Genomic DNA, 23,434 nt, shown 5'->3' with positions numbered 1-23,434 from the left:
CGCGGCAGCCGCTGTGACATATCGCCGCACTGCGGCGCCACCAAGCAAAAGCGCCGCCTGACTGAGTCGCGGCGGCGCCGAGGTGGCGTTGACCGCAAGCAGCACGCTGCTGCCCCGTCCCCGCCAATGAAAACGGCCCGCGCATCGCTGCGCGGGCCGTTGTTCCATTTACAGCCAGTAGACGACGACGTACAGGCCGAGCCAGACGACGTCGACGAAGTGCCAGTACCACGCGGCGCCTTCGAATGCGAAGTGGTGATCGGGCTTGAAGTGGCCGCGGATCATCCGCACCAGCACCACCGCGAGCATCGTGCCGCCGAGGAACACGTGGAAACCGTGGAAGCCCGTCAGCAGGAAGAACGTCGAGCCGTACACGCCGGAGTTCAGCGTCAGGTTCAGTTCGTTGTACGCGTGGTAGTACTCGAAGCCCTGCAGGAACAGGAAGCAGATACCGAACAAGAGCGTCGCGGCCAGCCAGGCGATTGCCTTCTTGCGATGATCGTCGCGCAGTGCGTGGTGCGAGATCGTCAGCGTCACGCCCGAGGACAGCAGGAATGCCGTGTTCAGCGTCGGAATCGGCCACGGGCCCATCGTCTTGAAGTGACCGGCAAGCGCGGCGGGGCCTTCGTTCGGCCACACGGCGGAGAAATCCGGCCAGATCAGCTTGTAGTCGAGGCTGCCGAGCTGGTGCAGCGCGATTTCACGCGCATAGAACAGCGCGCCGAAGAACGCACCGAAGAACATGACTTCCGAGAAGATGAACCAGCTCATGCTCCAGCGGTACGACTTGTCGACGTTCTTGCCGTAATGACCGCCTTCCGACTCGGCGATCGCGTCGCCGAACCAGTGATACAGCGTGAAGAGCAACCACAGCAGGCCAAGCAGCGCCGTGTACGGAGCCCAGTCGTGACCGTTGATCCACAGCGCCACCGATCCGAGCATGACCAGCAGGCCGACGGCCGCGCTGATCGGATGCTGCGACGGATGCGGCACGAAATAGTACGGGGTCTGGTTTTGACCGCTCATGCTTGATTCTCCACTTCAGTCCAATTTGTGTACCGGAAACCGCTCCGGCTTTATTTCTTGCGCGGCGCGACCGCCGCCGCTCTTTCCCGCACGCAGCGCCGGGGCGCTACGCACTGCATTCTTTCCAGCCGCGGGCCTCGGCCCTCAGCCCACCACCGCACGCACGATCAGGATCAGCACGCCGATGAACACGCCGGCCGCGATCAGCGCGACGATCAGCACGTGCAGCGGATTGAGCTGCGTCGCATCGGCCTCCAGGTCGCGTCGCTTGCGCACGCCGAAGAACGACCACAACACCGCTCGCAACGCCTGGCCGAACGACCCGCTCCGCTTCGTCTCCGTCATCGCCCCGTCTCCGTCGTCATGCGTCCGGCTTCGCCGCGCCCTGCGCCGCCGTACTGCGCGGTGCCGGCGCCGGCGTGGCCGGCGTATTCAGCTCGAAGAACGTGTACGACAGCGTGATCGTCTTCACGTCCTTCGGCAGTTTCGGATCGATCACGAACACCACCGGCATCTTGCGCGACTCGTGCGCGGCCAGCGTCTGCTGCGTGAAGCAAAAACACTCGATCTTCTTGAAGAACTCCGTCGCCTGCTTCGGCGCGTAGCTTGGAATCGCCTGCGCCACCACCGGCCGGCCCTGCCCGTTCGTCACGTCGTACACGATCGTCGTCAGTTCGCCCGGATGCACGTCGAGGCTGTTGTGCTCCGGCTTGAAACCGAGCGGCCCGCGCGCGTTCGCATCGAACTCGACCGACACCGTCCGACTGGTGTCGACCTGCGAGTTCTTCACCTCGCGTTCGCTGACATCGCGCTGCACCAGGTTGTTGATGCCGGTGATCTGGCAGATCGCGCGATACATCGGAATCAGCGCGAAGCCGAAGCCGAACATCAATCCGGCCACGACGAAGAGCTTCACCAGCATCGAACGATTGAACGCGCGATCGACGGCGCCCTCTTCCGGCTTCGACATACGACTACTTCCTCGCTACTGCGTCAGTTACTGCATCAGTGAGTGGACAGCCACCACTGCTTGATCACGACACCCACAAAAAAAACGGCGGCGATGACGAGCAGGATGAGGCCGAGCCGCTTGTTGCCCGCGCGGATCTGCTCGGGCGTTCGTCTTTCTTGTGGATTCCGGTTCATCTGAAACTTCGCTGAAATTTCAATTCGGCGCCCGCCGCGCCTGCCTGCACGGCAGGCAGCGGCGGAACGCGCGGTGAAACTTATTCGACGTGCGGCGGTTGCTCGAACGTGTGGAAGGGAGCCGGGCTCGGCACCGTCCACTCGAGGCCCGTCGCGCCATCCCACGGCTTGTCCGACGCCTTTTCCAGCTCGCCGCCGCCACGGTAGGCCGGCAGCGCGACCGCGAACAGGAAGTACACCTGCGCGAGGCCGAAGCCGAATGCGCCGATCGTCGCCACCTGGTTGAAGTCCGTGAACTGCGCCGGGTAGTCCGCATAGCGGCGCGGCATGCCCGCGAGACCAACGAAGTGCATCGGGAAGAACGTCAGGTTGAAGAAGATCATCGACGACCAGAAGTGGATCTTGCCGCGCGTCTCGTTGTACATCCAGCCCGTCCACTTCGGCGCCCAGTAGTACCAGCCCGAGAACAGCGCGAACAGCGACCCGGCCACCAGCACGTAGTGGAAGTGCGCCACCACGAAGTAAGTGCCGTGGTACTGGATGTCGAGCGGCGCCATGGCCAGCATCAGGCCCGTCAGACCGCCGAACGTGAACACGAACAGGAAGCCGATCGCGAACAGCATCGGGGTTTCGAACGTCATCGAACCGCGCCACATCGTCGCGAGCCAGTTGAACACCTTCACGCCCGTCGGCACTGCGATCAGCATCGTCGCGTACATGAAGAACAGCTGACCGGTGACCGGCATGCCCGTTGCGAACATGTGGTGCGCCCAGACCATGAACGACAGGATCGCGATCGAAGCCGTCGCGTACACCATCGAGCTATAGCCGAACAGCGTCTTGCGTGCGAACGCCGGGATCACCTGCGACACGATCCCGAACGCCGGCAGAATCATGATGTACACCTCGGGGTGCCCGAAGAACCAGAAGATGTGCTGGTACATCACCGGGTCGCCGCCGCCTGCCGCGTTGAAGAACGACGTGCCGAAGTGGCGGTCGAACAGCACCATCGTGATCGCTCCTGCCAGAACCGGCATCACGGCGATCAGCAGGTACGCGGTGATCAGCCAGGTCCATGCGAACATCGGCATCTTCATCAGCGTCATGCCCGGTGCGCGCATGTTCAGGATCGTCACGACGATGTTGATCCCGCCCATGATCGACGACGCGCCCATGATGTGCACCGCGAAGATCGCGAAGTCCATGCCCGGGCCCATCTGCGTCGACAGCGGTGCGTACAGCGTCCAGCCGGCGGCCGTCGCGCCGCCCGGCGCGAAGAACGAACCGACCAGCAGCACGGCCGCGACCGGCAGCAGCCAGAAGCTGAAGTTGTTCATCCGCGCGAACGCCATGTCGGACGCGCCGATCTGCAGCGGAATCATCCAGTTCGCGAAGCCGACGAAGGCCGGCATGATCGCGCCGAACACCATGATCAGGCCGTGCATCGTCGTGAGTTCGTTGAAGAACTCCGGACGCATGATCTGCAGGCCCGGCTCGAACAGCTCGGCACGGATGCCGAGTGCCATCACGCCGCCCGACAGGAACATGATGAACGAGAACAGCAGGTACAGCGTACCGATGTCCTTGTGGTTGGTTGCGAACAGCCAGCGACGCCAGCCGTGCGGCATTTCGTGCGCGTGGTCGTCGTGCGCGTGGTCCGCGGCTACGTCGTGCCCGATGCTAGACATGAGAATCTCCTAATGCGAATACGTCGACTAACTCAGCGACACGTCAAGCCGCCGGCCCGATCTCGACCCGCCGGGCTTCCTTCGCGTCAGCCCCGCCCGTGATCGTTTCCGGCTTTTTCATGATGATGTGGTCTTCCGCCACGCCTGCTGCCTTCAGCGCGTCGCGCACGGCTTGTGCACGATGCTTGGCCAGTTCGGCGTTCGCGTCGGCCGAGCCCGTCTTGTCGGTGAAACCCGACAGCGCGAGCTTCGCGTCCGGATGTGCCTTCGCATAGTCGGCTGCTGCGGCGATCGCTGCCTTCGCGTCGGCCGGCAGCACGCTCTTGCCCGTCTCGAAGTAGATCGTCGACAGTGCAGCCGCGGCCGATGCCGACGCTGCCGCCGGCTGCTCGGCTGCGCCCGACGCGGCTTGCGCCGGAGCCGCTTCTGCCGGCGCCGCTGCGCCTGCCGTGTCTTCCGGCATCTTGCCGTTGCGCGCGTCAGCCACTTGCTTCGGCTGCAGCAGATCGTTCTTGTGGTTGCCCCACGAGTTGCGCTCGTAAGTGATGACCGATGCGATGTCGAGGTCCGACAGCGACGCCCACGACGGCATGGCACCCTTGCCGTGCAGCACGCGCTCGACGTGGCCGGCGATCGGGCCGTTCACGATCGGGCTGCCGTCCATCGCCGGGAAGGCGCCGAGGCCCTTGCCGCTCACCTGGTGGCAGGCCGCGCAGTTCGCCTTGTAGACTTCCTCGCCGTGCGCGACGAGTTCGGCCATCGTGTAAACCTTGTTCGGATCGACCGCTGCGCTGGCCAGCTTGGCCTTCTGCGCGGTCACCCACTTCGCGTAGTCGTCTTCCGACAGTACAACGACCACGACCGGCATGAACGCGTGTTCCTTGCCGCACAGCTCGGTACAGAAGCCGCGGAACGTGCCGACCTTGTCGGCCTTGAACCACGTATCGCGCACGAAGCCGGGGATCGCATCCTGCTTCACGCCGAACGCGGGCACGTACCACGAGTGAACGACGTCGTTCGCGGTCGTGATGATGCGGATCTTCTTGTTGACCGGCACGACGAGCGGGTTGTCGACTTCCTGCAGGTACGTCTCGGTGATCGGCTTCTTGCCCATCACTTCGTCACGCGGGGTGCTGAGCGTCGACAGGAAACCGATGCCCTCGCCCGGGCCCTTCACGTAGTCGTAGCCCCACTTCCACTGGTAGCCGGTGACCTTGATCGTGAGATCGGCGTTGGTCGTGTCCTTCATCGCGACGACGGCCTTCGTGGCCGGCAGCGCCATCAGCACGACGATGATGAACGGCACGATCGTCCAGATGATTTCGACGGTCGTGCTTTCATGGAAATTGGCGGCCTTGTGGCCTTTGGATTTGCGGTGCGCGAAGATCGAATAGAACATCACGCCGAACACGCCGACGAAGATCACCGTACACAGGATCAGCATCATCGTGTGGAGATCGTAGAGCTCCTCGGCGATCTTCGTGACCGGCGGCTGAAAGTTGATCTCGTTGACGCGGGGGCCGCCCGGGCTATCACCGACCGCCAGGGCAGCGCCGGCAAAGAGCAATCCGCTGCATGCCAGCACGCCCGTGAGGGCTCGCTTGATTGTTTTCATAGCATCCTTACCCAAAATTTCCATTCAAACCCTCCCCCGTCGCAAGCCGCCAGCCCGTTTCGGCCGGTGCCCGCGCCTCGTCAGCCGCAGCGCCTGAGCGACACGCGCAGTTCGTCGGCGAACTGCGCACGCTTGTGCTGCGCGAGATGCTGCCCGATTACGACGGTCTGCCCGCGCGATACCAGTCGAATCGGATCGCGTGGCGTCGCCCCCGGCTCGACCCGCACCCAGCGCGGGTTGAATTCGATCTGCGTGAACCGCTCCGCATCCATCCGCTCGATCACGAGCCGATGCGGAAACAGCCTGATGCGCTCGTAATCGACCGCATGACGGGCATAGATCGCAAACGCGACGCCCACCGCCAGCACTTCGATTCCGGTGAAGGGCATGACGAGCCAAGCCCCCCGCCACATCAGCAATGCCGCGATCACCAGCGAGAAGCTCGCGAGCGACGCGTAAAACAGCACGAACTGGCGCGGCGACACCGAACAATTGCGTTTCATCAGCCAGTCCGCAAGAACCGGTTCGCCGTTCGTCGTCTCCGCCGAACCCCTCGCTGCTCCCATCGCCGCCTCACGCGAATGGCATGCGATGCATGCCTGCATCGGACTCGCCGCCCCGTATTGCGGGGACCCCAGGACGACAAGCTGACGCATTATAGGCGGGTTCAATGGCATCCACAAGCAAGCGGCTATCGGCCGGTGAGCCAAGCGTGACAAGCTTCCCGGCCGTTTTTCGCGCTAATTCGACCCCGCTTTGCACCGCTAATTTCAGACATAACAAAACCCCTCTTTACCGCTTTACCGATTCTTCGGACGTCCCTTTCCGATATCTTCGATGCGCACGATCCCGTGCCCCTCGGCAGTCGTGCGCGGCACGGCCTTCCACGCGTGGCCGTAGATCACCTCGAAGGTCAGCGGAATCGTTCCGTCCGCGCGCCGGCGCGCTTCCAGCGCGTCGTCGAGCGCCGCGCGAAAACGCCGCGTCGCGCGCTCCGGTGCCGCGCGGTCGAACGGATACGCGCCCCAGCGGCGCACGTCGGCCAGCAGGGAATCGGGGGTCTTGTAGGTGACGGTGAGCACTTCCTGGTCCATCACCGGAATCTCGAAGCCGCTCTCGACGAGCATGTCGCCGAGGTCGTGCATGTCGACGAAATCGATCACGCGCGCGGCGGGCGGCGCAATGCCGAGCGCCGCTTCGGCGTCCGCGCAGGCCGCGCGCAGCTCGCGCAGCGTGTCGGGGCCGAGCGTGCTGAACATCAGCAGGCCGTTGACGCGCAACACGCGCTGCCATTCCGGCAGCACCGCGTCGGGGCGCGAATGCCAGTGCAGCGCGAGGTTCGACCAGATCAGGTCGAACGCGCCGGCCGCGAACGGCAACGCCGAGAAGTCGGCCTGCGCGACGCGCGGGCCGCGTTGGCCCAACGCACGCCCGAGCGACGCGGGCAGCCAGCGGCGCCAGCTCGCCTGCTCGACCTCGCGCTGCCCTGCCCGCGCGAGCATCGCGCCGGACAGGTCGACGCCGAACACCGGGGCTTCGGGAAAGCGCGCACGCAGCGCCGGCAGGTCGTCGCCCGGGCCGCAGCCCGCATCGAGCACGGCCGTGGGGCTCACCTTGATGTATTCGAGGCGCTCGTTCATCCGCTGCGCGATCTCGCGCGGCAGGAACGCGACCGCGTCGAACGCGGCGGCACGGCGATCGAAGATCCGCCGCAAACGCCGGGCGTCATTGGCCGGACGGCCGGTTGAAGTCGAAGCTGGGGACATGTCGGGCACACTGGCGAAGAGCCCGAAGTATACTCGCTCGCCTCGGAGCCTTCATCGAGGCGGGGTCGCCAGGAGTGTTCGCGATGGATCGCAGTTCCACCCCGCGCCCGATGCGCGTCGTTTTGTCGCAGGTTCGCGCGCTGGCCGCGCACGTCGCCGCGCTCGCGCTACCGAATCGATGCGCGCTGTGCGGCAATTTGTCACATGAGGTGATGTGCGGCGCTTGCGACGCCGCGTACTGGAATGAAGCGCGGCTGCGCTGCGATGTCTGCGCGGTGCCGCTGGGTGTCGGGCGGCAGCGTCGGCGCGGCACCGATGGCCGACACGCCAGCGCCGGACCAGCATGCGCATACCAGTGCGACACGTGCCGCGCGACACCGCCGCCGTTCGACGCGACGCTCGCGCTCGCCGATTACCGTGCTCCGCTCGACGGCCTCGCGCGCGGCCTGAAGTTTCATGCGCGGCTCGCGCTCGGCGCGGAATTCGCGGCCCGGCTCGCGCAGCGGGTCGACGACACGGCCGAGATCCGCGGCGCAGGCGGCTTCGACGTGATCGCGCCGGTGCCGCTGTCGCAAGGACGGCTCGTCGCACGCGGCTACAACCAGGCGTGGGCGATCGCGCGTCCGCTCGCGCGCCGGCTCGGCGTCCGTGCTGACGCCGCGCTGCTCGCGCGCGTGGCCGAAACCGCGCCGCAGTCGCGGCTCGACCGGCGCGCGCGACGCGACAACGTCATGGCGGCGTTCGCAGTCGCGGGCGACGTCGTCGGCCGCCACGTGGCGCTCGTCGACGACGTGATGACGTCCGGCGCGACGCTCGCGGCGGCCGCGCATGCATTGAAGACGGCGGGTGCCGCGCGCGTGACGAATCTGGTTGCGCTGCGCACCGCCAGGGATTAATTAGATAGAGAGGCCGGCCGCCCGAACGCGGCCCCGGCCATCACGAACCGGCCGGCCGGGACGGAATGCAGGTTGCTCCGCCCCGGCCGGCCCAGCCAGACCCAACCATGTTCAACGTCGTCCTCGTCGCCCCCGAAATTCCGCCGAACACCGGCAACGTGATCCGCCTGTGCGCCAACACCGGCGCGCGCCTGCACCTGATCGAACCGCTCGGCTTTCCGCTCGACGACGCGAAGATGCGCCGCGCGGGCCTCGACTATCACGAATACGCGGAAATGCGCGTGCACCGCGACTGGGACGCGTTCGTCGCGGCCGAAGCGCCCGATCCCGCGCGGATGTTCGCGTTCACGACCCGCGGCTCGGGCCGCTTCCACGACCACGCGTTCGTGCCGGGCGACTGGTTCGTGTTCGGCTCGGAGACGCGCGGCCTGCCGGCCGAACTGCTCGAGGGCTTCCCGAACGAACAGCGCGTGCGCCTGCCGATGCAGCCGGGCAACCGCAGCCTGAACCTGTCGAACACGGTCGCCGTGGTCGTGTTCGAGGCCTGGCGCCAGGCCGGCTTCGAAGGCGGCGCATGACGCGCGGCCGACTCCACTTCCACTAGATGATGATGCGCGCGAGCCGCGCGCGATACAGGTCGTACATGTCGGACGAAAAGCACGCGAACACCACGCGCGCGAGGTTCGGCGCCTGCGGCAGCATTTCGGCGACCGTACCGACCGCGATGTCGACGGCCTCGTCGGCCGGATAGCGGTACACGCCGCAGCTGATCGCGGGGAACGCGATCGACGTCGCCGCCACCTCCTCGGCCAGCTCGATCGCGCGCCGGTAGCACGACGCGAGCAGCTCGGACTCGCCGCGCCCGCCGCCGTACCACACCGGGCCGACCGCATGAATCACGTATCGCGCCGGCAGCCCGTGGCCGCGCGTGAGTTTCGCGTCGCCGGTCTCGCAGCCGCCGAGCGTGCGGCACTCGGCCAGGAGGCCCGGGCCGGCCGCGCGATGGATTGCGCCGTCGACCCCGCCGCCGCCGAGCAGCGAACCGTTCGCGGCGTTGACGATCGCGTCGACGTCGAGCGTCGTGATGTCGACGACTTGCGCGTCGAACGTGGTGGAACCGATCTGCAGCATGACACCCTCCCGAAACGCCGGAGACTGTTCAAGCGTAGTGCGCTTTCGCGTCGCCCGCTTTGCGCGAGCGCGCCCGGTCGCGAGAACCGGTGCGATTCGCCGGTGTCATTCGGCGCGCGCGTCGCGCCGCAACAGGCCGCTGACCGCATCGCGCGGCGCAACGCCGTCGAACAGCACGCCGCACACGGCTTCGGTAATCGGCATTTCGATCGATTGCGCGCGCGCGATCGCGAGCACGGCCTGCGCACAGCGCACGCCTTCGGCCACGTGACCGAGCGCGCCGAGGATGTCGTTCAGCGAGCGGCCTGCCGCCAGTTGCAGACCGACCGTGCGATTGCGCGACAGGTCGCCCGTCGCGGTAAGGATCAGGTCGCCGAGGCCCGTGAGCCCCGTGAAGGTTTCCGCGCGGCCGCCGAGCGCGACGCCCAGCCGCGACATTTCGGCGAGTCCGCGCGTGACCAGCGCGGCACGCGCGTTCAGCCCGAGCCCGAGCCCGTCGGCGATGCCGGTCGCGATCGCCAGCACGTTCTTCACCGCGCCGCCGACCTCGACGCCGACCACGTCGTCACCGGTATAGATCCGCATCGCGCCGTGATGGAACGCGGCGAGCGTGCGCTCGCGGCATTCGGCGGACGCGCTCGCGACCGTCAGCGCGACGGGCAGCGCGAGCCCGACCTCGCGGGCGAAGCTCGGCCCCGACAGCACGCCGTTACTGTGCTGCCCGGGCAGCTCGGTCGCGATCACCTGGTGCGGCAACAGATGGGTGTCGGCCTCGAAGCCCTTGCAGACCCACACGACATGCGCGGGCACGCAGCCCGCGTCGCGCATCGCGCCGAACAGCGTGCGCAGCCCGGCCACCGGCGCGGCGATCACGCACAGTGCGTCGTCCGCGGCGCCGTGCGCGAGCGCGGCGCCGAGATCGGCGTCGTAGCGCAGCGCATCGGGCAGCGCGATGCCGTCCAGATAGCGAGCGTTTTCGTGCCGGGCCTGCAGCCCGGCGATCAGCGCGGCGTCACGCGCCCATAGAAGCGTATCGTGCCGCGCGGCCAGATGGCCCGCGAGCGCGGTGCCCCAGGCACCGGCGCCGAGAACGGCTACTTTCATACCCAGCACCGGTCCGGAGTGAAACGTCAGTTCAGCGTCGTGCCGTTCGGCGCGCCTGCTGCGCCGGCCTGCTGCTGCTGAAGCTGCGCGAGACGCTGCTCGTACAGCGCCTGGAAGTTGATTTCCGCCAGGTGGATCGGCGGGAAGCCCGCACGCGTGATCGCGTCGGCGATGTTCGAGCGCAGGTACGGGAACAGGATCGTCGGGCAGGCGATGCCGACGAGCGGGTCGAGCTGTTCGTCGGGAATGTTGCGAATGTCAAAAATGCCGGCCTGCTTCGCTTCGATCAGGAACGCAACCTTGTCCTTCACCTTCGCGGTGACGGTACCCGACACGACGACCTCGAACACGCTCTCCGCGAGGCGCTCGGCCTTGACGTCGACTTCGACCTCAACCGACGGCATGTCCTGCTCGAGGAAGATCGCCGGCGAATTCGGCTGCTCGAGCGACATATCCTTCAGGTAGACGCGCTGGATGTTGAAGAACGGTTGGTTTTCGACGTCGGACATGGTGTTTCCCTAAATGTGGTAACGCGGCGGCCCGGCTTCACGCCGGCCGCCTCGGTTGAATCCTGCGCGCTCAAGCCGCGGCGCGGCCGGCGGCCATTCTGCCCTAATCAGGCTGCTTGCAGAAGCGGCGCGAGGCCGCCTTCGCGGTCGAGCTTCGACAGATCGTCGTAGCCGCCGACGTGCGTGTCGCCGATGTAGATCTGCGGCACCGTGCGACGGCCCGTGCGCGCCATCATTTCCTCACGGCGGGCCGGATCGCGGTCGATCAGCACCTTTTCGATCTGCTCGACACCGCGCAGCTTCAACAGGCGCTCGGCCTGGATGCAATACGGACACACCTGCGTGCTGTACATCAAAACCTTGCTCACTTCGCTGCTCCTTGTTTGACGACCGGCATCCCGGCCTGCTGCCAGGCGGCCACGCCGCCCTCGAGCACATGTACCTCGGCATAGCCTGCCGCCTCGACCTCGCGCGCCGCCTTCTGCGACTGCTGGCCATTCTGGCAGACGAGCAGCACGGGCGTGCTCTTGTTCTTCGCGACCTGCGCGATTTTCGCGCCGATCTCGCCGGCGGCGACCTGGCGTGCCGACGGCAGGTGGCCGGCGGCGAAGTCGGACGCGGCACGCACGTCGATCACGATCGCGTTGCGGCGGTTGATGAGTTGTGTCGCCTCTGCGGCCGACAGGCCGCCACGGCCGCGGCGCAGGGCGGGCCATGCGAGCAGGCCGCCGGAAACCAGCAGGATCGCGATAAGGGCCAGGTTCGTGTAATCGGTAAAGAACTTCACGGAATTCCGCCGGAAAAAGAGAAATCGGAAAAGGACAATCCCGCCATTATAAAATAACCGTCTTGCGCGATGGCGGACCCGGACCGGGTACCGCGCGACGCGCCCCGCTTCCCTCACTACCGACCGCAAGATCCATGTACAAACTCGTTCTCATCCGCCACGGCGAATCGACGTGGAACAAGGAAAACCGCTTCACCGGCTGGGTCGACGTCGACCTGACCGAACAGGGTCGCAACGAGGCCTACCAGGCCGGCGAATTGCTCAAGGAGGCCGGCTACACGTTCGACATCGCGTACACGTCGGTGCTCAAGCGCGCGATCCGCACGCTGTGGCACGTGCAGGACCGGATGGACCAGATGTACCTGCCGGTCGTCCACTCGTGGCGCCTGAACGAGCGCCACTACGGCGCGCTGTCGGGCCTGAACAAGGCGGAAACGGCCGCCAAGTTCGGCGACGACCAGGTGCTCGTGTGGCGCCGCAGCTACGACACGCCGCCGCCGGCGCTCGAGCCGACCGACGAACGCGCGCCGTTCAACGACCCGCGCTACGCGAAGGTGCCGCGCGAGCAGCTGCCGCTCACCGAGTGCCTGAAGGACACGGTCGCGCGCGTGCTGCCGCTGTGGAACGAATCGATCGCGCCGGCCGTCCGCGCCGGCAAGCAGGTGCTGATCGCCGCGCACGGCAACTCGCTGCGCGCGCTGATCAAGTACCTCGACGGCATCTCGGACAGCGACATCGTCGGCCTGAACATCCCGAACGGCGTGCCGCTCGTGTATGAACTCGACGAGGACCTGAAGCCGATCAAGCACTACTACCTGGGCGACCAGGACGCGATCGCGCAGGCGCAGGCCGCCGTCGCGAAGCAGGGCAAGGCGGGCTGACGCCCGTCACGCCGGGCGGGCCGCCGTCAGCGCGGCATGCCCGGCCCGCCCCGCGCGCGGCATGCGGTGCGAACCTTCGCGGCCCCGGTGCTGTCGAATCCGCTTTCGAATCCGCTGCGCGTCCGGCGGCACCCCGCCGGAACCCCGGGCCCCGGGGCCATTTCGCACCGTTCCACTGAGTAATCGGGCGAACAGTTATACTTGTCCGCTACATCCCCGCTACCGCCACGCGCTTCCCGACCGCACCAGACTCTCTATGCGAATGAAATTGAAGAACATCGGCCTGATTGCCGCGGGCCTCGCCACGGGCGTATTCGCCACGCTGCAAATTTCGGCGTCGGCCGAGCAGACCGCCACGGCGCCGCTTCCCCTCGACCAGCTCCGCCTGTTCGCGGAAGTGTTCGGCCAGATCAAGCGCGAGTACGTCGAACCGGTCGACGACAAGAAGCTGCTGACGGCGGCGATCAAGGGCATGGTGTCGAGCCTCGACCCGCACTCGTCGTTCCTCGACAAGACCGACTATGACGAGCTGCAGGAGCAGACGAAGGGCCGCTTCGCGGGTCTCGGCATCGAAATCTCGCAGGAAGACGGCCTCGTCAAGGTGATTTCGCCGATCGAGGACACCCCTGCGTTCCGCGCCGGCATCCGTCCGGGCGACCTGATCACCCGCATCAACGACAAGCCGGTGCGCGGCATGACGCTCGACAAGGCCGTCAAGCAGATGCGCGGCGAGCCGGGCACCAAAGTCACGCTGACGATCTTCCGCAAGAGCGACGATCGCACGTTCCCGGTCACGGTCACGCGCGCGATCATCAAGGTCCAGAGCGTGAAGATGAAGCTGCTCGACCCAGGCTACGCGTACATCCGGATCACAAGCTTCCAGGAGCGCACGACGCCCGATCTCGCCGCGAAGCTGCAGGACATCGCACGCCAGCAGCCGAACCTGAAGGGCCTGATCGTCGACCTGCGCAACAACGGCGGCGGCCTGCTGCAGAGCGCGGTCGGCGTCGCCGGCGCGTTCCTGCCGCCCGACTCCGTCGTTGTCTCGACCAACGGCCAGATCCCGGATTCGAAGCAGGTCTACCGCGACACCTACGACAACTACCGCCTGCCGTCCTTCGACGGCGATCCGCTGAAGGGCCTGCCGCCGGTCTTCAAGACCGTGCCGATGATCGTGCTGACGAACGCGTATTCGGCGTCCGCGTCGGAAATCGTCGCTGGCGCACTGCAGGATTCGAAGCGCGCGCAGATCATGGGCAAGACGACGTTCGGCAAGGGCTCGGTGCAGACGGTCCGTCCGATGACGGCCGACACCGCGCTGCGCCTGACGACCGCGTACTACTACACGCCGAGCGGCCGTTCGATCCAGAACAAGGGCATCACGCCCGACGTGCCGGTCGATCAGTACGCGGACGGCGATCCGGACGACGTGCTCGTGACGCGCGAGGTCGACTACACGAACCACCTCGCGAACACGCAGGACCCGAACGAGAAGAAGGAACAGGAAGATCGCGAGCAGCGCCGGATGGATCAGCTGCGCATCCTCGAAGAGCAGAACGACAAGAAGACGCCGGAGCAACGCCAGAAGGACCGCGATCGCAAGCCGATCGAGTTCGGCAGCGCCGACGACTTCATGATGCAGCAGGCGCTCAACAAGCTCGAAGGCAAGCCGGTGCAGGAATCGAAGTCGCTGCTCGCCGAGAGCACGGCGAAGACCCCGGCCAGCAAGGCCACGTCCGGCGCGAAAGCGTCGAAGCCGGCCGCACCGAAGGCCGCGTCGGCGCCGCAGTAAGCGCCGGCCGGCATCCGACGGGCCATCGCGGGAAGACCGCGATGGCCCGTTTTTCATGCGGGCCTAGAATAAACCGATACGCAGGCTCGTTCGCCTCGCCCGAGACTTCCCCATGAACGACGATCAACTCCTTCGCTACTCCCGCCACATCCTCGTCGACGAAATCGGCATCGAGGCGCAGCAGCGCTTCCTCGACGCGCATGCGATCGTCGTCGGCGCCGGCGGTCTCGGCTCGCCGGCCGCGATGTATCTCGCGGCGTCCGGGGTCGGCACGATCACGCTCGTCGACGCCGACACGGTCGACCTCACGAACCTGCAGCGGCAGATCCTGCACGTGACGGCATCGGTCGGCCGCAGCAAGGTCGAATCGGGGCGCGACACGCTCGCGCAGCTGAACCCAGAAGTGACGGTGCATGCGGTCGCGGCGCGCGTCGACGATGCATGGCTCGACGAACACGTGCCGCGCGCGAGCGTCGTGCTCGACTGCACCGACAACTTCGCGACGCGCCATGCGATCAACCGCGCGTGCGTCGCGCACGGCGTGCCGCTCGTATCGGGTGCCGCCTTGCGCTTCGACGGCCAGATCAGCACGTTCGACTTCCGCGACCCGGCTGCGCCCTGCTACGCGTGCGTGTTCCCGGAAGACCAGCCGTTCGAGGAAGTCGCGTGCGCGACGATGGGCGTGTTCGCGCCGACGGTCGGGATCATCGGCGCGATGCAGGCCGCCGAGGCGCTGCGCGTGATCGGCGCGATCGGCACGACGCTCAACGGGCGGCTGATGATGCTCGATTCGCTGCGGATGGAATGGACGACGATGAAGATCGCGCGCCAGGCCGACTGCCCCGTGTGCGCGGGCCGGCACTGACGCGCTGGATGCATGCGCCGAGCGGCGCATGCGTGACATTTCGCTACGTTCGCGAGCGTTTCTGGACGCGGCCGCCTAGGCCGCGGCGTCCGCGCGCGGCTCCGCGACCGACAGGCGCTTGAGCGCCGCCTGCACTTCCTCCGGCTCGAACGCGGCGAGCACGTCGGCCGTCGGCTTCTCGAGCGCCTTCAGGTGCGCGCGCAAGATCTCCTGCTTCACGACCAGCAACTGGCTCGGGTGCATCGAGAACTCGGTGAGCCCCATCCCGAGCAAGAGGCGCGTGAGCGCCGGATCGCCCGCCATCTCCCCGCACACCGATACCGACACGCCCGCGCGCTTCGCCTCGCGCAGCGTGTACGAGATCAGGTGCAGCACCGCCGGATGCAGCGGGTCGTACAGGTGCGCGACCGCGTTGTCCGCGCGGTCGATCGCGAGCGTGTACTGGATCAGGTCGTTCGTGCCGATCGACAGGAAATCGAAACGCTTCAGGAACAGCGGCAGCGCGATCGCCGCGGCCGGAATCTCGATCATCGCGCCGATGCGGACATTCGGGTCGTACGCGAGCCCCGCGTCGTCGAGCTGGCGCTTCGCCTCGCGAATCAGGTCGAGCGTCTGGTCGATCTCCTGCGCGTGCGCGAGCATCGGGATCAGGATCTTCACCTGCCCGAACGCGGACGCGCGCAGGATCGCACGCAACTGCGTGAGGAACATCTGCGGCTCGGACAGGCTCCAGCGAATCGCACGCAGGCCGAGCGCCGGGTTCGGCGCCGTCTCGTAGCCCTCGTCGAGTGCCTCGAGCGGCTTGTCCGCGCCGACGTCGATCGTGCGGATCGTCACCGGCATGCCCTTCATCCATTCGACCGCGCGCTTGTACGCGGCGAACTGCTCCTCCTCCTCCGGCATCTCCTTCTGATGCATGAACAGGAACTCGGAGCGGAACAGCCCGACGCCGACCGCGCCGGCCTCGACCGCCGCCTTCGCGTCGTCGGGCAGCTCGATGTTCGCGTACAGCTCGATCTTGGTGCCGCACATCGTTTGCGTCGGCGAGAACTTCAGGCGCTGCAGCTTGCGTTGCTCGAGCAGTTTCTCGGACTGGCGGTACGAATATTCCTCGAGGACGATCGGCGCCGGATCGACGATCACGATCCCCTGGTCACCGTCGACGATGATCAGGTCGTCCTGGCGGATCAGCGCGCTCGCATGCTGAACGCCGACCGCGGCCGGAATGCCGAGGCTGCGCGCGACGATCGCCGTGTGCGATGTGCGTCCGCCGAGATCGGTGACGAACGCCTGGAACGACTGCGACTTGAACTGCATCATGTCGGCCGGCGCGATGTCGTGCGCGACGACGATCATCTCGTTCTGGCCGTGCGCGGCCGCGCGACCGAGCGCCTGCGACGCGGACGGCGCGCCGGCAAGCGCCTTCAGCACGCGCTCGACCACCTGTTCGATGTCGGCCTTGCGCTCGCGCAGGTATTCATCCTCGATGTCGTCGAAATGGCGCGTGAGCAGTTCGAGCTGCTCGGTCAGCGCCCATTCGACGTTGTAGCGCCGCGTGCGGACCAGGTCGATGGTTTCCTGCACGAGCATCGCGTCGCTCAGGATCATTGCGTGCACGTCGATGAACGCACCCACTTCGGTCGGGGTGTCGTCGGTCAGGTCGGCGCGCAGCGCCTCGAGTTCGCGATGCACGACCTCGCGCGCCGTACTGAAACGCTCGATCTCGGCGTCGATCTGGTCCGCCTCGACCAGGTAATGGGCGACGTCGAGCGCCGCCGGCGCGATCAGGTACGCTCGCCCGATCGCGATACCACGTGAGACGGGAATACCATGCAGCGTGAAGGACACGCGCACCTCCTCTGTACATGTAAAGCCGCGGCACACTGCTGCGATGCGCTTATGACCCCGGTTAGCGATTATAAATTCCGCGACTCCCTGCTGACTGCGTGCAGCGCAGCATTGCGCTTTTCGCATCAATGCTTCAGACGAAAAAAATGCCGCGAAAAACGCGGCATTCTGCTTCGAAACGGCAACGATCCCGCTCGGGGATCACTGACCTTCGCCGAACTTGTCCGCGATCAGCTTGAGCAGCGCGTCCATCGCTTCGTGTTCGTCGGGACCTTCGGTCTCGATCGTCACGCTACTGCCGATGCCCGCCGCGAGCATCATCACACCCATGATGCTCTTCGCGTTGATCTTGCGCCCGTTGCGCGTCATCCAGACTTCCGACTGGAAGTTGCCGGCCAGTTGCGTAAGCTTGGCCGATGCGCGTGCATGGAGCCCCAATTTGTTGACGATGGTGGTTTCTTGTTGAAGCATGGTTCTCGGTCGGGTCGGTCGAGGCCGTCGGCGACGTGCGTCGGCGGGTCGGTCTAAAACGGAAAGCGGGACGGTCAGTGCGATTCGGTGCGCGGTTGCGGCTCGGGCGGAATCGGCGCGCATTGGCCGCAGCCGGTTTCCGTCGGCGGCGGCGGCGTACCGGCCGACACCTCATGGACGCCCTTCGCGCCGCCGGACAGCGCCTTGTCGACGAGTTTGTCGAGCGGCACGGTACGGTAGCAGACGGCCCGCACCAGCATCGGCAGGTTCACGCCGGCCAGCACGCGCACGTTCTCGAGCTTCGCGAGCTGGCCCGCGATGTTCGCGGGGGTTGCGCCGTACATGTCGGTCAGCACGACGACACCGTTTTCTTCCCTGAGCCGCGCGAGTTCCGCGTGCGCGAACGCCATCACCTGGGTAGGGTCGCTGTCCGCCAGCACGTCGATACAGCCGATGCGCGCGGGCACGCCGCCGTAGATGTGCGCGATGCAGTCCCGCAGCGCAGTGGCGAGCGGGGCGTGCGCGATGATCAGAATCCCGGCCATGTCAGATCGCTCCCGGCCGCCCTTGGCGGGCCGACGCCCCGCGGCGGAGCAACGAGCATAGCGAGTGAGGGAAGCGTTTCATGTTCAGCCTTGCAACGGTTTCGGCCCGACCGCCGGGCCTTCGGCGCGCTGGTCGCGGCACCGGGCAAGCGGGCATTGTAGCAGGCCGGTCGAACCGCTCCGGCGACGGGGGACCTGCGCGGCCGCCGCCGGGGTTGCGCGGGAAGCGGGCTACGCGGCCGCCCGCTCCAGCGCGTCGATGAACATCGCGGCGACATCGAAGCCGGTCTGCTCCATGATTTCGCGGAAGCACGTCGGGCTCGTCACGTTCACCTCGGTCAGCCAGTCGCCGATCGCGTCGAGCCCGACCAGCAGCAGCCCGCGCGCGGCGAGCACCGGCCCGAGCGTCTCGGCGATCTCGCGGTCGCGCGGCGTCAGCGGCTGTGCGACGCCGAGCCCGCCCGCGGCGAGATTGCCGCGCACCTCGCTGCCTTGCGGAATCCGCGCGAGCGAATACGGCACCGGCTCGCCGCCGATCAGCAGGATGCGCTTGTCGCCGGCCTTGATCTCGGGAATGAATTTCTGCGCCATCACCGAGCGCGTGCCGTCGTGGCTCAGCATCTCGACGATCGAGCCGAGGTTCATCCCGTCCGGCTTCACGCGGAACACGCCCATCCCGCCCATTCCGTCGAGCGGCTTCAGGATCACGTCGCCGTGCTCGGCGTGAAATGCGCGCAGCCGTTTCGCATCGCGCGTGACGAGCGTCGGCGCGACGAACTGCGGAAACTCGCCGATCGCGAGCTTCTCCGAATGATCGCGGATCGCCTGCGCCTTGTTGAACACGCGCGCGCCGGCGCGCTCGGCCAGCTCGAGCAGCCAGGTCGACGTCACGTACTCCATGTCGAACGGCGGATCCTTGCGCATCAGCACCGCGTCGAACGATTCGAGGCGGCGCGCGTCGACCGAACCGGCGTCGAACCAGGTCTCGCGATGCAGGTCGTCCAGCTCGCCGACGATCGTGATACGGCGCACATCGGCCTCGACGGCAGAACCCGTCCACGCGAGGTGGCGCGGCTCGCACGCGTACACCGCATGCCCGCGCCGCGCGGCCTCCGCCATCATCGCGTAGGTCGAATCCTTGTAGATCTTGAAGCGCTCGAGCGGGTCGGCGATAAAGAGAATGTCCATGCGGGTCCTGTACGTAGCGAAGCCGTTACACCTGGATGGCTTCGGGATCGGTCTTTTCCAGTTCGATCGACGACGCGATCAGCGACAGGCGCGCGACGACGCCATACATGTAGAAACGGTTCGGCGGCGCGGCGCCCGGCTTGGCGCCGGCATCCGGCAGCGCCGTGTGTTCGAAGCCGAGCGGCACGTAGTGCATGCCGGGCGCGTTCAGGTTCTGGTCGCGCTCGCGGCCGCCGTGCGTGCGGTAGAAGCCGCCGACCACGTAGCGGTCGATCATGTACACGACCGGCTCCGCGACTTCGTCGCCGACCCGCTCGAACGTATAGACGCCTTCCTGCACGATCACGTCGCGCACCGCGAGGCCGGCCTTCGACTCGGCCATCTGCGCGCGCTCGGCCTTCGACATGCGGCCGATCTCGGCCGCGTCGTGCACGGTCATCACGCCGCGCCCGGCGGTGCCGGCGTCAGCCTTCACGACGACGTACGGCTTTTCGCTGATCCCGTATTCGCGGTACTTGCGCGCGATCTTCTTCAGCACGCCGTCGATCGCGTCGGCGAGCGCCTGCTCGCCTTCATGCCCCTGCCAGTCGACGCCTTCGACATGCGCGAAATACGGATTCACCATCCACGGATCGACGCCGACCATCTTCGCGAACTTCTTCGCGACGTCGTCGTAGCACGAGAAGTGCGTCGACTTGCGGCGCACGGCCCAGCCCGCGTGCAGCGGCGGCAGCAGGTACTGCTCGTGCAGGTTTTCCAGCACGCCGGGAATCCCGGCCGACAGGTCGTTGTTCAGCAGGATCGAGCACGGATCGAAATTCTTCAGGCCGAGGCGGCGCTGCGAACGCTCGAGCGGTTCGAGCACGATCTTCTGGCCATCGGCCAGCGTGATCGGCGTCATGTCGGTGATGCTCGGGTCGAGCGAGCCGAAGCGCACGTTCAGGCCGGCCTGGCGCATGATCGTCGCGAGCCGCGCGACGTTTTCCAGGTAGAACGCGTTGCGGGTCGGCAGCTCGGGAATCACGAGCAGGTTCTTCGCGTCCGGGCAGATCTTCTCGATCGCGGCCATCGCGGCCTGGACGGCGAGCGGCAGCACTTCGGACGGCAGATTATTGAACGCGCCGGGGAACAGGTTCGCGTCGACGGGCGCCAGCTTGAAGCCGGCGTTGCGCAGGTCCACCGAACAATAGAACGGCGGGGTGTGTTCCTGCCATTCGAGCCTGAACCAGCGTTCGATCGCAGGCGTCGCGTCGAGGATCTTCTGCTCGAGTTCGAGCAGCGGACCGTTCAACGCGGTAACGAGGTGGGGAACCATGAATCACTCGCGAGCGGGAGAATGAAGATTGTAGAGCAATTGCCTTGCCCATTTGGGGATTGTTCCCGGCTTCACAAGGATTTGGAGGAAGTTTTCGGCTATTGACCCGATAGAGCGAAGGGTTATGCGCTACGGCAGCAGGAGACAGGAGAAAAAAAAGCCCGTGGGTGGACGGGCTGAAATCGCTGCGCTCATTCCAGGCGGGCGCCGTCTGCGCGGCAGCCCGCCGTCATCCGTACGACTTATTCGACGTGCTCGCCGTGCAGCACCACGTCGAGGCCTTCGCGCTCTTCTTCTTCGGTCACGCGCAGGCCGATCGTCAGGTCGATCAGCTTCAGCAGCACGAAGCTCAGCACGCCGCTGTACACCAGCGTGATCAGCACGCCCTTCGCCTGCAGCAGCAGGCTGCCGTCGGCGCCGCCGATGTCCTTGACCGCGAACACGCCCGTCAGCAACGCGCCGAGAATCCCGCCCACGCCGTGCACGCCGAACGCGTCCAGCGAGTCGTCGTAGCCGAGCTTCGACTTGAGCCACGTCGCCGACCAGAAGCACACGACGCCGGCCGCGATGCCGATCACGAGTGCACCGGTCACGCCGACGAAGCCGGCGGCCGGCGTGATCGCGACGAGGCCCGCGACCGCGCCCGACACGATGCCGAGCACCGACGGCTTGCCGTGCGAGAGCCACTCGGCGAACATCCAGCCGAGCGCCGCGCACGCCGTCGCGACTTGCGTCGTCAGCATCGCGAAACCGGCACGGCCGTCGGCCGCGACTGCGGAGCCCGCGTTGAAGCCGAACCAGCCGACCCACAGCATCGAGCCGCCGATCATCGTCAGCACGAGGTTGTGCGGCGCCATCGATTCACGGCCGAAGCCGACGCGCTTGCCGAGCATCAGGCACGACACGAGGCCCGCGATACCGGCGTTGATGTGCACGACGGTGCCGCCCGCGAAGTCGAGCACGCCGTCCGTCGACAGCCAACCGGTCGGCTCCCACACCATGTGCGCGATCGGCACATAGACGATCAGCGACCAGAGCGTCATGAACACGAGCATCGCCGAGAACTTCATCCGGTCGGCAAACGCGCCGCAGATCAGCGCCGGCGTGATGATCGCGAACGTCATCTGGTAGACGAAGTAGACCGACTCCGGAATCGTCGTCGCCAGATGGCTGACGGTCAGCGTGGTCGCCTTGTCGCCCTTCACGTAGGTCATGCCGTGCAGGAACGCGCGCGACAGCCCGCCGATGAAGCCGTTGCCCGGCGTGAACGCGAGGCTGTAGCCGACCACCGTCCACAGCACCGTGATCACTGCGGTGATCGCGAAGCTCTGCATCACGGTCGCGAGCACGTTCTTCTTGCGGACCATGCCCGCGTAGAACAGCGCGAGGCCGGGGATCGTCATGAACAGCACCAGCGCGGTGGAGGTCAGCATCCACGCGGTGTCGCCGGCGCTGATCTTCGACGAATCGACGGAGAACGGCTCGGTCGGCGCGGCGGGTGCGGCCGGCGCCGAGGCGGCGGCGGCAGCTGATGCGTCGGAGGCGGCGCCCGAAGCGGGTGCGGCGGCAGCGGCAGGTGCCGATGCGTCGGTGGCGGCCGGCGCCGAAGCGGCGGGAGCCGCGGCTGCCGATGCATCGGACGCCGTGGCGGCGGGCGCGGACGCTGCCGCGGCGGAGGCCGCGTCGTCGGCGAGCGCGGGACCGACGCCAGCCGCGATCAGCGAGCCAGCCATCAGCAGGGACATCAGAAGTTTGCGCATCTCGGGTTTCCTCTTGTCGCTTGTCTTGGTCTGTTACAGCGCGTCTGCGCCGGTCTCCCCGGTCCGGATCCGGATCACCTGCTCGATCGGCGTGACGAAGATCTTCCCGTCGCCGATCTTGCCGGTGCGTGCGGCCCGCTCGATCGCCTCGACCGCCTGGTCGACGAGATCGTCGGACACGGCCGCCTCGATCTTCATCTTCGGCAGGAAATCGACCACGTATTCGGCGCCCCGGTACAGTTCGGTGTGCCCCTTCTGCCGCCCGAACCCTTTCACTTCCGTCACCGTGATGCCCGAGACGCCGAGCGCGGAGAGCGCCTCGCGCGTCTCATCGAGCTTGAACGGCTTGATGATTGCGGTAATGAGTTTCATGAAGTCCTCTCGCTGGGTGGTCCCGTCGAATTGGTTGGAATGTTGTAACGGACTCTCCTCAGCAACTCGCATGCCATGTTCGCTCGAGCGCCGCGTCGAACGGCTCGGAAGCGGGGTCGCATGATGCGCTGAAAGGTAGGGAAACCCGGCCGAATGGCCAACGTGGGCCAGGTTTGCTGGCGCACCGAAAGGATCGTTGCTAGAGTGCACGCACGTCCCGGCTCACCGGGCCATTCACCCATGCGGGCGCCATGCCCGGATTTCGCGCCACGGGCGCACCATTTCCGGTCATGCGTGCATCATGGGCACGTACGCAACTGAAGATGCACATTTTTTGTGCAAAGAAGGGGAATCACATGAAGCAACCCAGCGATGTTTTCAACGACCTGCAGTCGCGCGTCAGCGACCTGCTGAAAAACTCGCCGGCGAAGGATGTCGAGCGCAACGTGAAGGCCATGCTGTCGCAAGGCTTCTCGAAACTCGATCTCGTCACGCGCGAGGAGTTCGACACGCAGGCGCAGGTGCTCGCCCGCACCCGCGTGCGTCTCGAGGAACTCGAGAAGCGCGTCGCGGAACTCGAGCAGAAGCTCGCAGCGTCCCAGGCCTGACGCCCCACCCGACCGACAGGTCCGGGCGCGGGCCGCCTCGTGCGGCCCGCGCCTGTCACCCCGAAGCCGGCCAGCCGTTCCGTCGTCCCGCGCAGTCCCCCCGCTCTTCGCCGTTCCTCGC

The 23,434-nt window shown here is 66.5% G+C and carries 26 protein-coding genes; 6 read left to right on the top strand and 20 right to left on the bottom strand.

Annotated elements, in window-relative coordinates; translation table 11 throughout:
• Nucleotides 1-168 precede the first annotated feature (168 nt).
• The 8 genes from PI86_RS10230 to PI86_RS10195 all read right to left on the bottom strand — a co-directional run bounded on the left by PI86_RS10230 (nucleotide 169) and on the right by PI86_RS10195 (nucleotide 7,241).
• Nucleotides 169-1,026, bottom strand: a complete 858-nt coding sequence (locus PI86_RS10230; RefSeq protein WP_014895964.1) for a cytochrome c oxidase subunit 3 — start codon at nucleotides 1,024-1,026, stop codon at nucleotides 169-171.
• 144 nt (nucleotides 1,027-1,170) lie between these two features.
• Complete coding sequence (locus PI86_RS10225; protein ID WP_006760730.1) at nucleotides 1,171-1,371, bottom strand: DUF2970 domain-containing protein; 201 nt, start codon at nucleotides 1,369-1,371, stop codon at nucleotides 1,171-1,173.
• Nucleotides 1,372-1,387: 16 nt separating this feature from the next.
• Complete coding sequence (locus PI86_RS10220) at nucleotides 1,388-1,996, bottom strand: cytochrome c oxidase assembly protein (RefSeq protein WP_014895963.1); 609 nt, start codon at nucleotides 1,994-1,996, stop codon at nucleotides 1,388-1,390.
• A 35-nt stretch (nucleotides 1,997-2,031) separates the two neighbouring features.
• Nucleotides 2,032-2,172, bottom strand: coding sequence for a cytochrome oxidase small assembly protein (locus PI86_RS17465; RefSeq protein WP_006760728.1), 141 nt, complete (start codon nucleotides 2,170-2,172; stop codon nucleotides 2,032-2,034).
• A gap of 80 nt (nucleotides 2,173-2,252) precedes the next feature.
• Nucleotides 2,253-3,860: a cytochrome c oxidase subunit I gene (gene ctaD / locus PI86_RS10210; RefSeq protein ID WP_014895962.1), complete on the bottom strand. Its 1,608-nt coding sequence runs from the start codon at nucleotides 3,858-3,860 to the stop codon at nucleotides 2,253-2,255.
• 43 nt (nucleotides 3,861-3,903) lie between these two features.
• The gene (coxB, locus tag PI86_RS10205) at nucleotides 3,904-5,499 is read right to left on the bottom strand and encodes a cytochrome c oxidase subunit II (protein ID WP_039321613.1); all 1,596 of its coding nucleotides are present in this window, start codon (nucleotides 5,497-5,499) and stop codon (nucleotides 3,904-3,906) included.
• A gap of 56 nt (nucleotides 5,500-5,555) precedes the next feature.
• Nucleotides 5,556-6,080 carry a DUF2244 domain-containing protein gene (locus PI86_RS10200; RefSeq protein ID WP_051137960.1) on the bottom strand — a complete coding sequence of 175 codons (525 nt, stop codon included), beginning with the start codon at nucleotides 6,078-6,080 and terminating at the stop codon, nucleotides 5,556-5,558.
• A 195-nt stretch (nucleotides 6,081-6,275) separates the two neighbouring features.
• Nucleotides 6,276-7,241: a methyltransferase domain-containing protein gene (locus tag PI86_RS10195; RefSeq protein ID WP_039321611.1), complete on the bottom strand. Its 966-nt coding sequence runs from the start codon at nucleotides 7,239-7,241 to the stop codon at nucleotides 6,276-6,278.
• 83 nt (nucleotides 7,242-7,324) lie between these two features.
• Between PI86_RS10195 and PI86_RS10190 the strand changes: the two genes are divergently transcribed.
• Entirely contained in the window at nucleotides 7,325-8,137 is an 813-nt protein-coding gene (locus PI86_RS10190) for a ComF family protein (protein WP_039321609.1), read from the top strand.
• Between the two features lie 107 nt (nucleotides 8,138-8,244).
• Complete coding sequence (gene trmL / locus PI86_RS10185; RefSeq protein ID WP_014895957.1) at nucleotides 8,245-8,715, top strand: tRNA (uridine(34)/cytosine(34)/5-carboxymethylaminomethyluridine(34)-2'-O)-methyltransferase TrmL; 471 nt, start codon at nucleotides 8,245-8,247, stop codon at nucleotides 8,713-8,715.
• Nucleotides 8,716-8,737: 22 nt separating this feature from the next.
• On the opposite strand, the gene PI86_RS10180 is transcribed toward trmL, so the two are convergent.
• From PI86_RS10180 to PI86_RS10160, 5 genes are all read right to left on the bottom strand, one after another.
• A complete protein-coding gene (locus PI86_RS10180; RefSeq protein WP_039321607.1) occupies nucleotides 8,738-9,268 on the bottom strand; it encodes an O-acetyl-ADP-ribose deacetylase in 531 nt (176 codons plus the stop codon).
• Between the two features lie 105 nt (nucleotides 9,269-9,373).
• Nucleotides 9,374-10,372, bottom strand: a complete 999-nt coding sequence (locus PI86_RS10175) for an NAD(P)H-dependent glycerol-3-phosphate dehydrogenase (RefSeq protein WP_039321605.1) — start codon at nucleotides 10,370-10,372, stop codon at nucleotides 9,374-9,376.
• A gap of 26 nt (nucleotides 10,373-10,398) precedes the next feature.
• Complete coding sequence (gene secB / locus PI86_RS10170; protein ID WP_014895954.1) at nucleotides 10,399-10,881, bottom strand: protein-export chaperone SecB; 483 nt, start codon at nucleotides 10,879-10,881, stop codon at nucleotides 10,399-10,401.
• A 107-nt stretch (nucleotides 10,882-10,988) separates the two neighbouring features.
• Nucleotides 10,989-11,249: a glutaredoxin 3 gene (gene grxC, locus PI86_RS10165; RefSeq protein WP_014895953.1), complete on the bottom strand. Its 261-nt coding sequence runs from the start codon at nucleotides 11,247-11,249 to the stop codon at nucleotides 10,989-10,991.
• Nucleotides 11,246-11,668 carry a rhodanese-like domain-containing protein gene (locus PI86_RS10160; protein WP_039321602.1) on the bottom strand — a complete coding sequence of 141 codons (423 nt, stop codon included), beginning with the start codon at nucleotides 11,666-11,668 and terminating at the stop codon, nucleotides 11,246-11,248. The genes grxC and PI86_RS10160 overlap by 4 nt, the downstream gene beginning before the upstream one ends.
• Before the next feature lie 134 nt (nucleotides 11,669-11,802).
• On the opposite strand from PI86_RS10160, the gene gpmA reads away from it, so the two are divergent.
• The 3 genes from gpmA to PI86_RS10145 all read left to right on the top strand — a co-directional run bounded on the left by gpmA (nucleotide 11,803) and on the right by PI86_RS10145 (nucleotide 15,206).
• Entirely contained in the window at nucleotides 11,803-12,549 is a 747-nt protein-coding gene (gpmA, locus tag PI86_RS10155) for a 2,3-diphosphoglycerate-dependent phosphoglycerate mutase (RefSeq protein WP_039321600.1), read from the top strand.
• Between the two features lie 256 nt (nucleotides 12,550-12,805).
• Nucleotides 12,806-14,341 carry a S41 family peptidase gene (locus PI86_RS10150; RefSeq protein WP_039321598.1) on the top strand — a complete coding sequence of 512 codons (1,536 nt, stop codon included), beginning with the start codon at nucleotides 12,806-12,808 and terminating at the stop codon, nucleotides 14,339-14,341.
• A 112-nt stretch (nucleotides 14,342-14,453) separates the two neighbouring features.
• Nucleotides 14,454-15,206: a HesA/MoeB/ThiF family protein gene (locus PI86_RS10145; RefSeq protein WP_014895949.1), complete on the top strand. Its 753-nt coding sequence runs from the start codon at nucleotides 14,454-14,456 to the stop codon at nucleotides 15,204-15,206.
• A gap of 75 nt (nucleotides 15,207-15,281) precedes the next feature.
• Here PI86_RS10145 and ptsP read toward each other — a convergent pair whose 3' ends face one another.
• From ptsP to PI86_RS10110, 7 genes are all read right to left on the bottom strand, one after another.
• A complete protein-coding gene (ptsP, locus tag PI86_RS10140; protein WP_014895948.1) occupies nucleotides 15,282-17,054 on the bottom strand; it encodes a phosphoenolpyruvate--protein phosphotransferase in 1,773 nt (590 codons plus the stop codon).
• A gap of 201 nt (nucleotides 17,055-17,255) precedes the next feature.
• The gene (locus PI86_RS10135) at nucleotides 17,256-17,525 is read right to left on the bottom strand and encodes an HPr family phosphocarrier protein (RefSeq protein ID WP_014895947.1); all 270 of its coding nucleotides are present in this window, start codon (nucleotides 17,523-17,525) and stop codon (nucleotides 17,256-17,258) included.
• Between the two features lie 74 nt (nucleotides 17,526-17,599).
• The gene (locus PI86_RS10130) at nucleotides 17,600-18,070 is read right to left on the bottom strand and encodes a PTS sugar transporter subunit IIA (protein WP_014895946.1); all 471 of its coding nucleotides are present in this window, start codon (nucleotides 18,068-18,070) and stop codon (nucleotides 17,600-17,602) included.
• A 231-nt stretch (nucleotides 18,071-18,301) separates the two neighbouring features.
• Nucleotides 18,302-19,258, bottom strand: a complete 957-nt coding sequence (gene gshB, locus PI86_RS10125; protein WP_039321596.1) for a glutathione synthase — start codon at nucleotides 19,256-19,258, stop codon at nucleotides 18,302-18,304.
• 25 nt (nucleotides 19,259-19,283) lie between these two features.
• On the bottom strand, nucleotides 19,284-20,573 hold the full coding sequence (gshA, locus tag PI86_RS10120) for a glutamate--cysteine ligase (RefSeq protein WP_039321594.1): 1,290 nt from the start codon (nucleotides 20,571-20,573) through the stop codon (nucleotides 19,284-19,286).
• A gap of 242 nt (nucleotides 20,574-20,815) precedes the next feature.
• Nucleotides 20,816-22,333 (bottom strand): ammonium transporter, encoded by a 1,518-nt coding sequence (locus tag PI86_RS10115; protein WP_039321592.1) that lies wholly within the window; start codon nucleotides 22,331-22,333, stop codon nucleotides 20,816-20,818.
• Nucleotides 22,334-22,366: 33 nt separating this feature from the next.
• The gene (locus PI86_RS10110) at nucleotides 22,367-22,705 is read right to left on the bottom strand and encodes a P-II family nitrogen regulator (protein WP_006398175.1); all 339 of its coding nucleotides are present in this window, start codon (nucleotides 22,703-22,705) and stop codon (nucleotides 22,367-22,369) included.
• Nucleotides 22,706-23,061: 356 nt separating this feature from the next.
• Between PI86_RS10110 and PI86_RS10105 the strand changes: the two genes are divergently transcribed.
• Nucleotides 23,062-23,313 (top strand): accessory factor UbiK family protein, encoded by a 252-nt coding sequence (locus tag PI86_RS10105; RefSeq protein ID WP_006398174.1) that lies wholly within the window; start codon nucleotides 23,062-23,064, stop codon nucleotides 23,311-23,313.
• Nucleotides 23,314-23,434 lie beyond the last annotated feature (121 nt).

Source organism: Burkholderia sp. A9, assembly GCF_000801975.1.
The sequence above is the reverse complement of the archived record's forward strand: the minus strand, read 5'-3'. Positions and strand labels throughout refer to the sequence as shown.

Excerpts from the sequence above, each read along its gene's own strand:
- PI86_RS10230 (WP_014895964.1), bottom strand. The coding sequence starts at position 1,026 with ATGAGCGGTCAAAACCAGACCCCGTACTATTTCGTGCCGCATCCGTCG.
- PI86_RS10225 (WP_006760730.1), bottom strand. The coding sequence starts at position 1,371 with ATGACGGAGACGAAGCGGAGCGGGTCGTTCGGCCAGGCGTTGCGAGCG.
- PI86_RS10220 (WP_014895963.1), bottom strand. The coding sequence starts at position 1,996 with ATGTCGAAGCCGGAAGAGGGCGCCGTCGATCGCGCGTTCAATCGTTCG.
- PI86_RS17465 (WP_006760728.1), bottom strand. The coding sequence starts at position 2,172 with ATGAACCGGAATCCACAAGAAAGACGAACGCCCGAGCAGATCCGCGCG.
- ctaD (WP_014895962.1), bottom strand. The coding sequence starts at position 3,860 with ATGTCTAGCATCGGGCACGACGTAGCCGCGGACCACGCGCACGACGAC.
- coxB (WP_039321613.1), bottom strand. The coding sequence starts at position 5,499 with ATGGAAATTTTGGGTAAGGATGCTATGAAAACAATCAAGCGAGCCCTC.
- PI86_RS10200 (WP_051137960.1), bottom strand. The coding sequence starts at position 6,080 with ATGCAGGCATGCATCGCATGCCATTCGCGTGAGGCGGCGATGGGAGCA.
- PI86_RS10195 (WP_039321611.1), bottom strand. The coding sequence starts at position 7,241 with ATGTCCCCAGCTTCGACTTCAACCGGCCGTCCGGCCAATGACGCCCGG.
- PI86_RS10190 (WP_039321609.1), top strand. The coding sequence starts at position 7,325 with ATGGATCGCAGTTCCACCCCGCGCCCGATGCGCGTCGTTTTGTCGCAG.
- trmL (WP_014895957.1), top strand. The coding sequence starts at position 8,245 with ATGTTCAACGTCGTCCTCGTCGCCCCCGAAATTCCGCCGAACACCGGC.
- PI86_RS10180 (WP_039321607.1), bottom strand. The coding sequence starts at position 9,268 with ATGCTGCAGATCGGTTCCACCACGTTCGACGCGCAAGTCGTCGACATC.
- PI86_RS10175 (WP_039321605.1), bottom strand. The coding sequence starts at position 10,372 with ATGAAAGTAGCCGTTCTCGGCGCCGGTGCCTGGGGCACCGCGCTCGCG.
- secB (WP_014895954.1), bottom strand. The coding sequence starts at position 10,881 with ATGTCCGACGTCGAAAACCAACCGTTCTTCAACATCCAGCGCGTCTAC.
- gpmA (WP_039321600.1), top strand. The coding sequence starts at position 11,803 with ATGTACAAACTCGTTCTCATCCGCCACGGCGAATCGACGTGGAACAAG.
- PI86_RS10150 (WP_039321598.1), top strand. The coding sequence starts at position 12,806 with ATGCGAATGAAATTGAAGAACATCGGCCTGATTGCCGCGGGCCTCGCC.
- PI86_RS10145 (WP_014895949.1), top strand. The coding sequence starts at position 14,454 with ATGAACGACGATCAACTCCTTCGCTACTCCCGCCACATCCTCGTCGAC.
- PI86_RS10135 (WP_014895947.1), bottom strand. The coding sequence starts at position 17,525 with ATGCTTCAACAAGAAACCACCATCGTCAACAAATTGGGGCTCCATGCA.
- PI86_RS10130 (WP_014895946.1), bottom strand. The coding sequence starts at position 18,070 with ATGGCCGGGATTCTGATCATCGCGCACGCCCCGCTCGCCACTGCGCTG.
- gshB (WP_039321596.1), bottom strand. The coding sequence starts at position 19,258 with ATGGACATTCTCTTTATCGCCGACCCGCTCGAGCGCTTCAAGATCTAC.
- gshA (WP_039321594.1), bottom strand. The coding sequence starts at position 20,573 with ATGGTTCCCCACCTCGTTACCGCGTTGAACGGTCCGCTGCTCGAACTC.
- PI86_RS10115 (WP_039321592.1), bottom strand. The coding sequence starts at position 22,333 with ATGCGCAAACTTCTGATGTCCCTGCTGATGGCTGGCTCGCTGATCGCG.
- PI86_RS10110 (WP_006398175.1), bottom strand. The coding sequence starts at position 22,705 with ATGAAACTCATTACCGCAATCATCAAGCCGTTCAAGCTCGATGAGACG.
- PI86_RS10105 (WP_006398174.1), top strand. The coding sequence starts at position 23,062 with ATGAAGCAACCCAGCGATGTTTTCAACGACCTGCAGTCGCGCGTCAGC.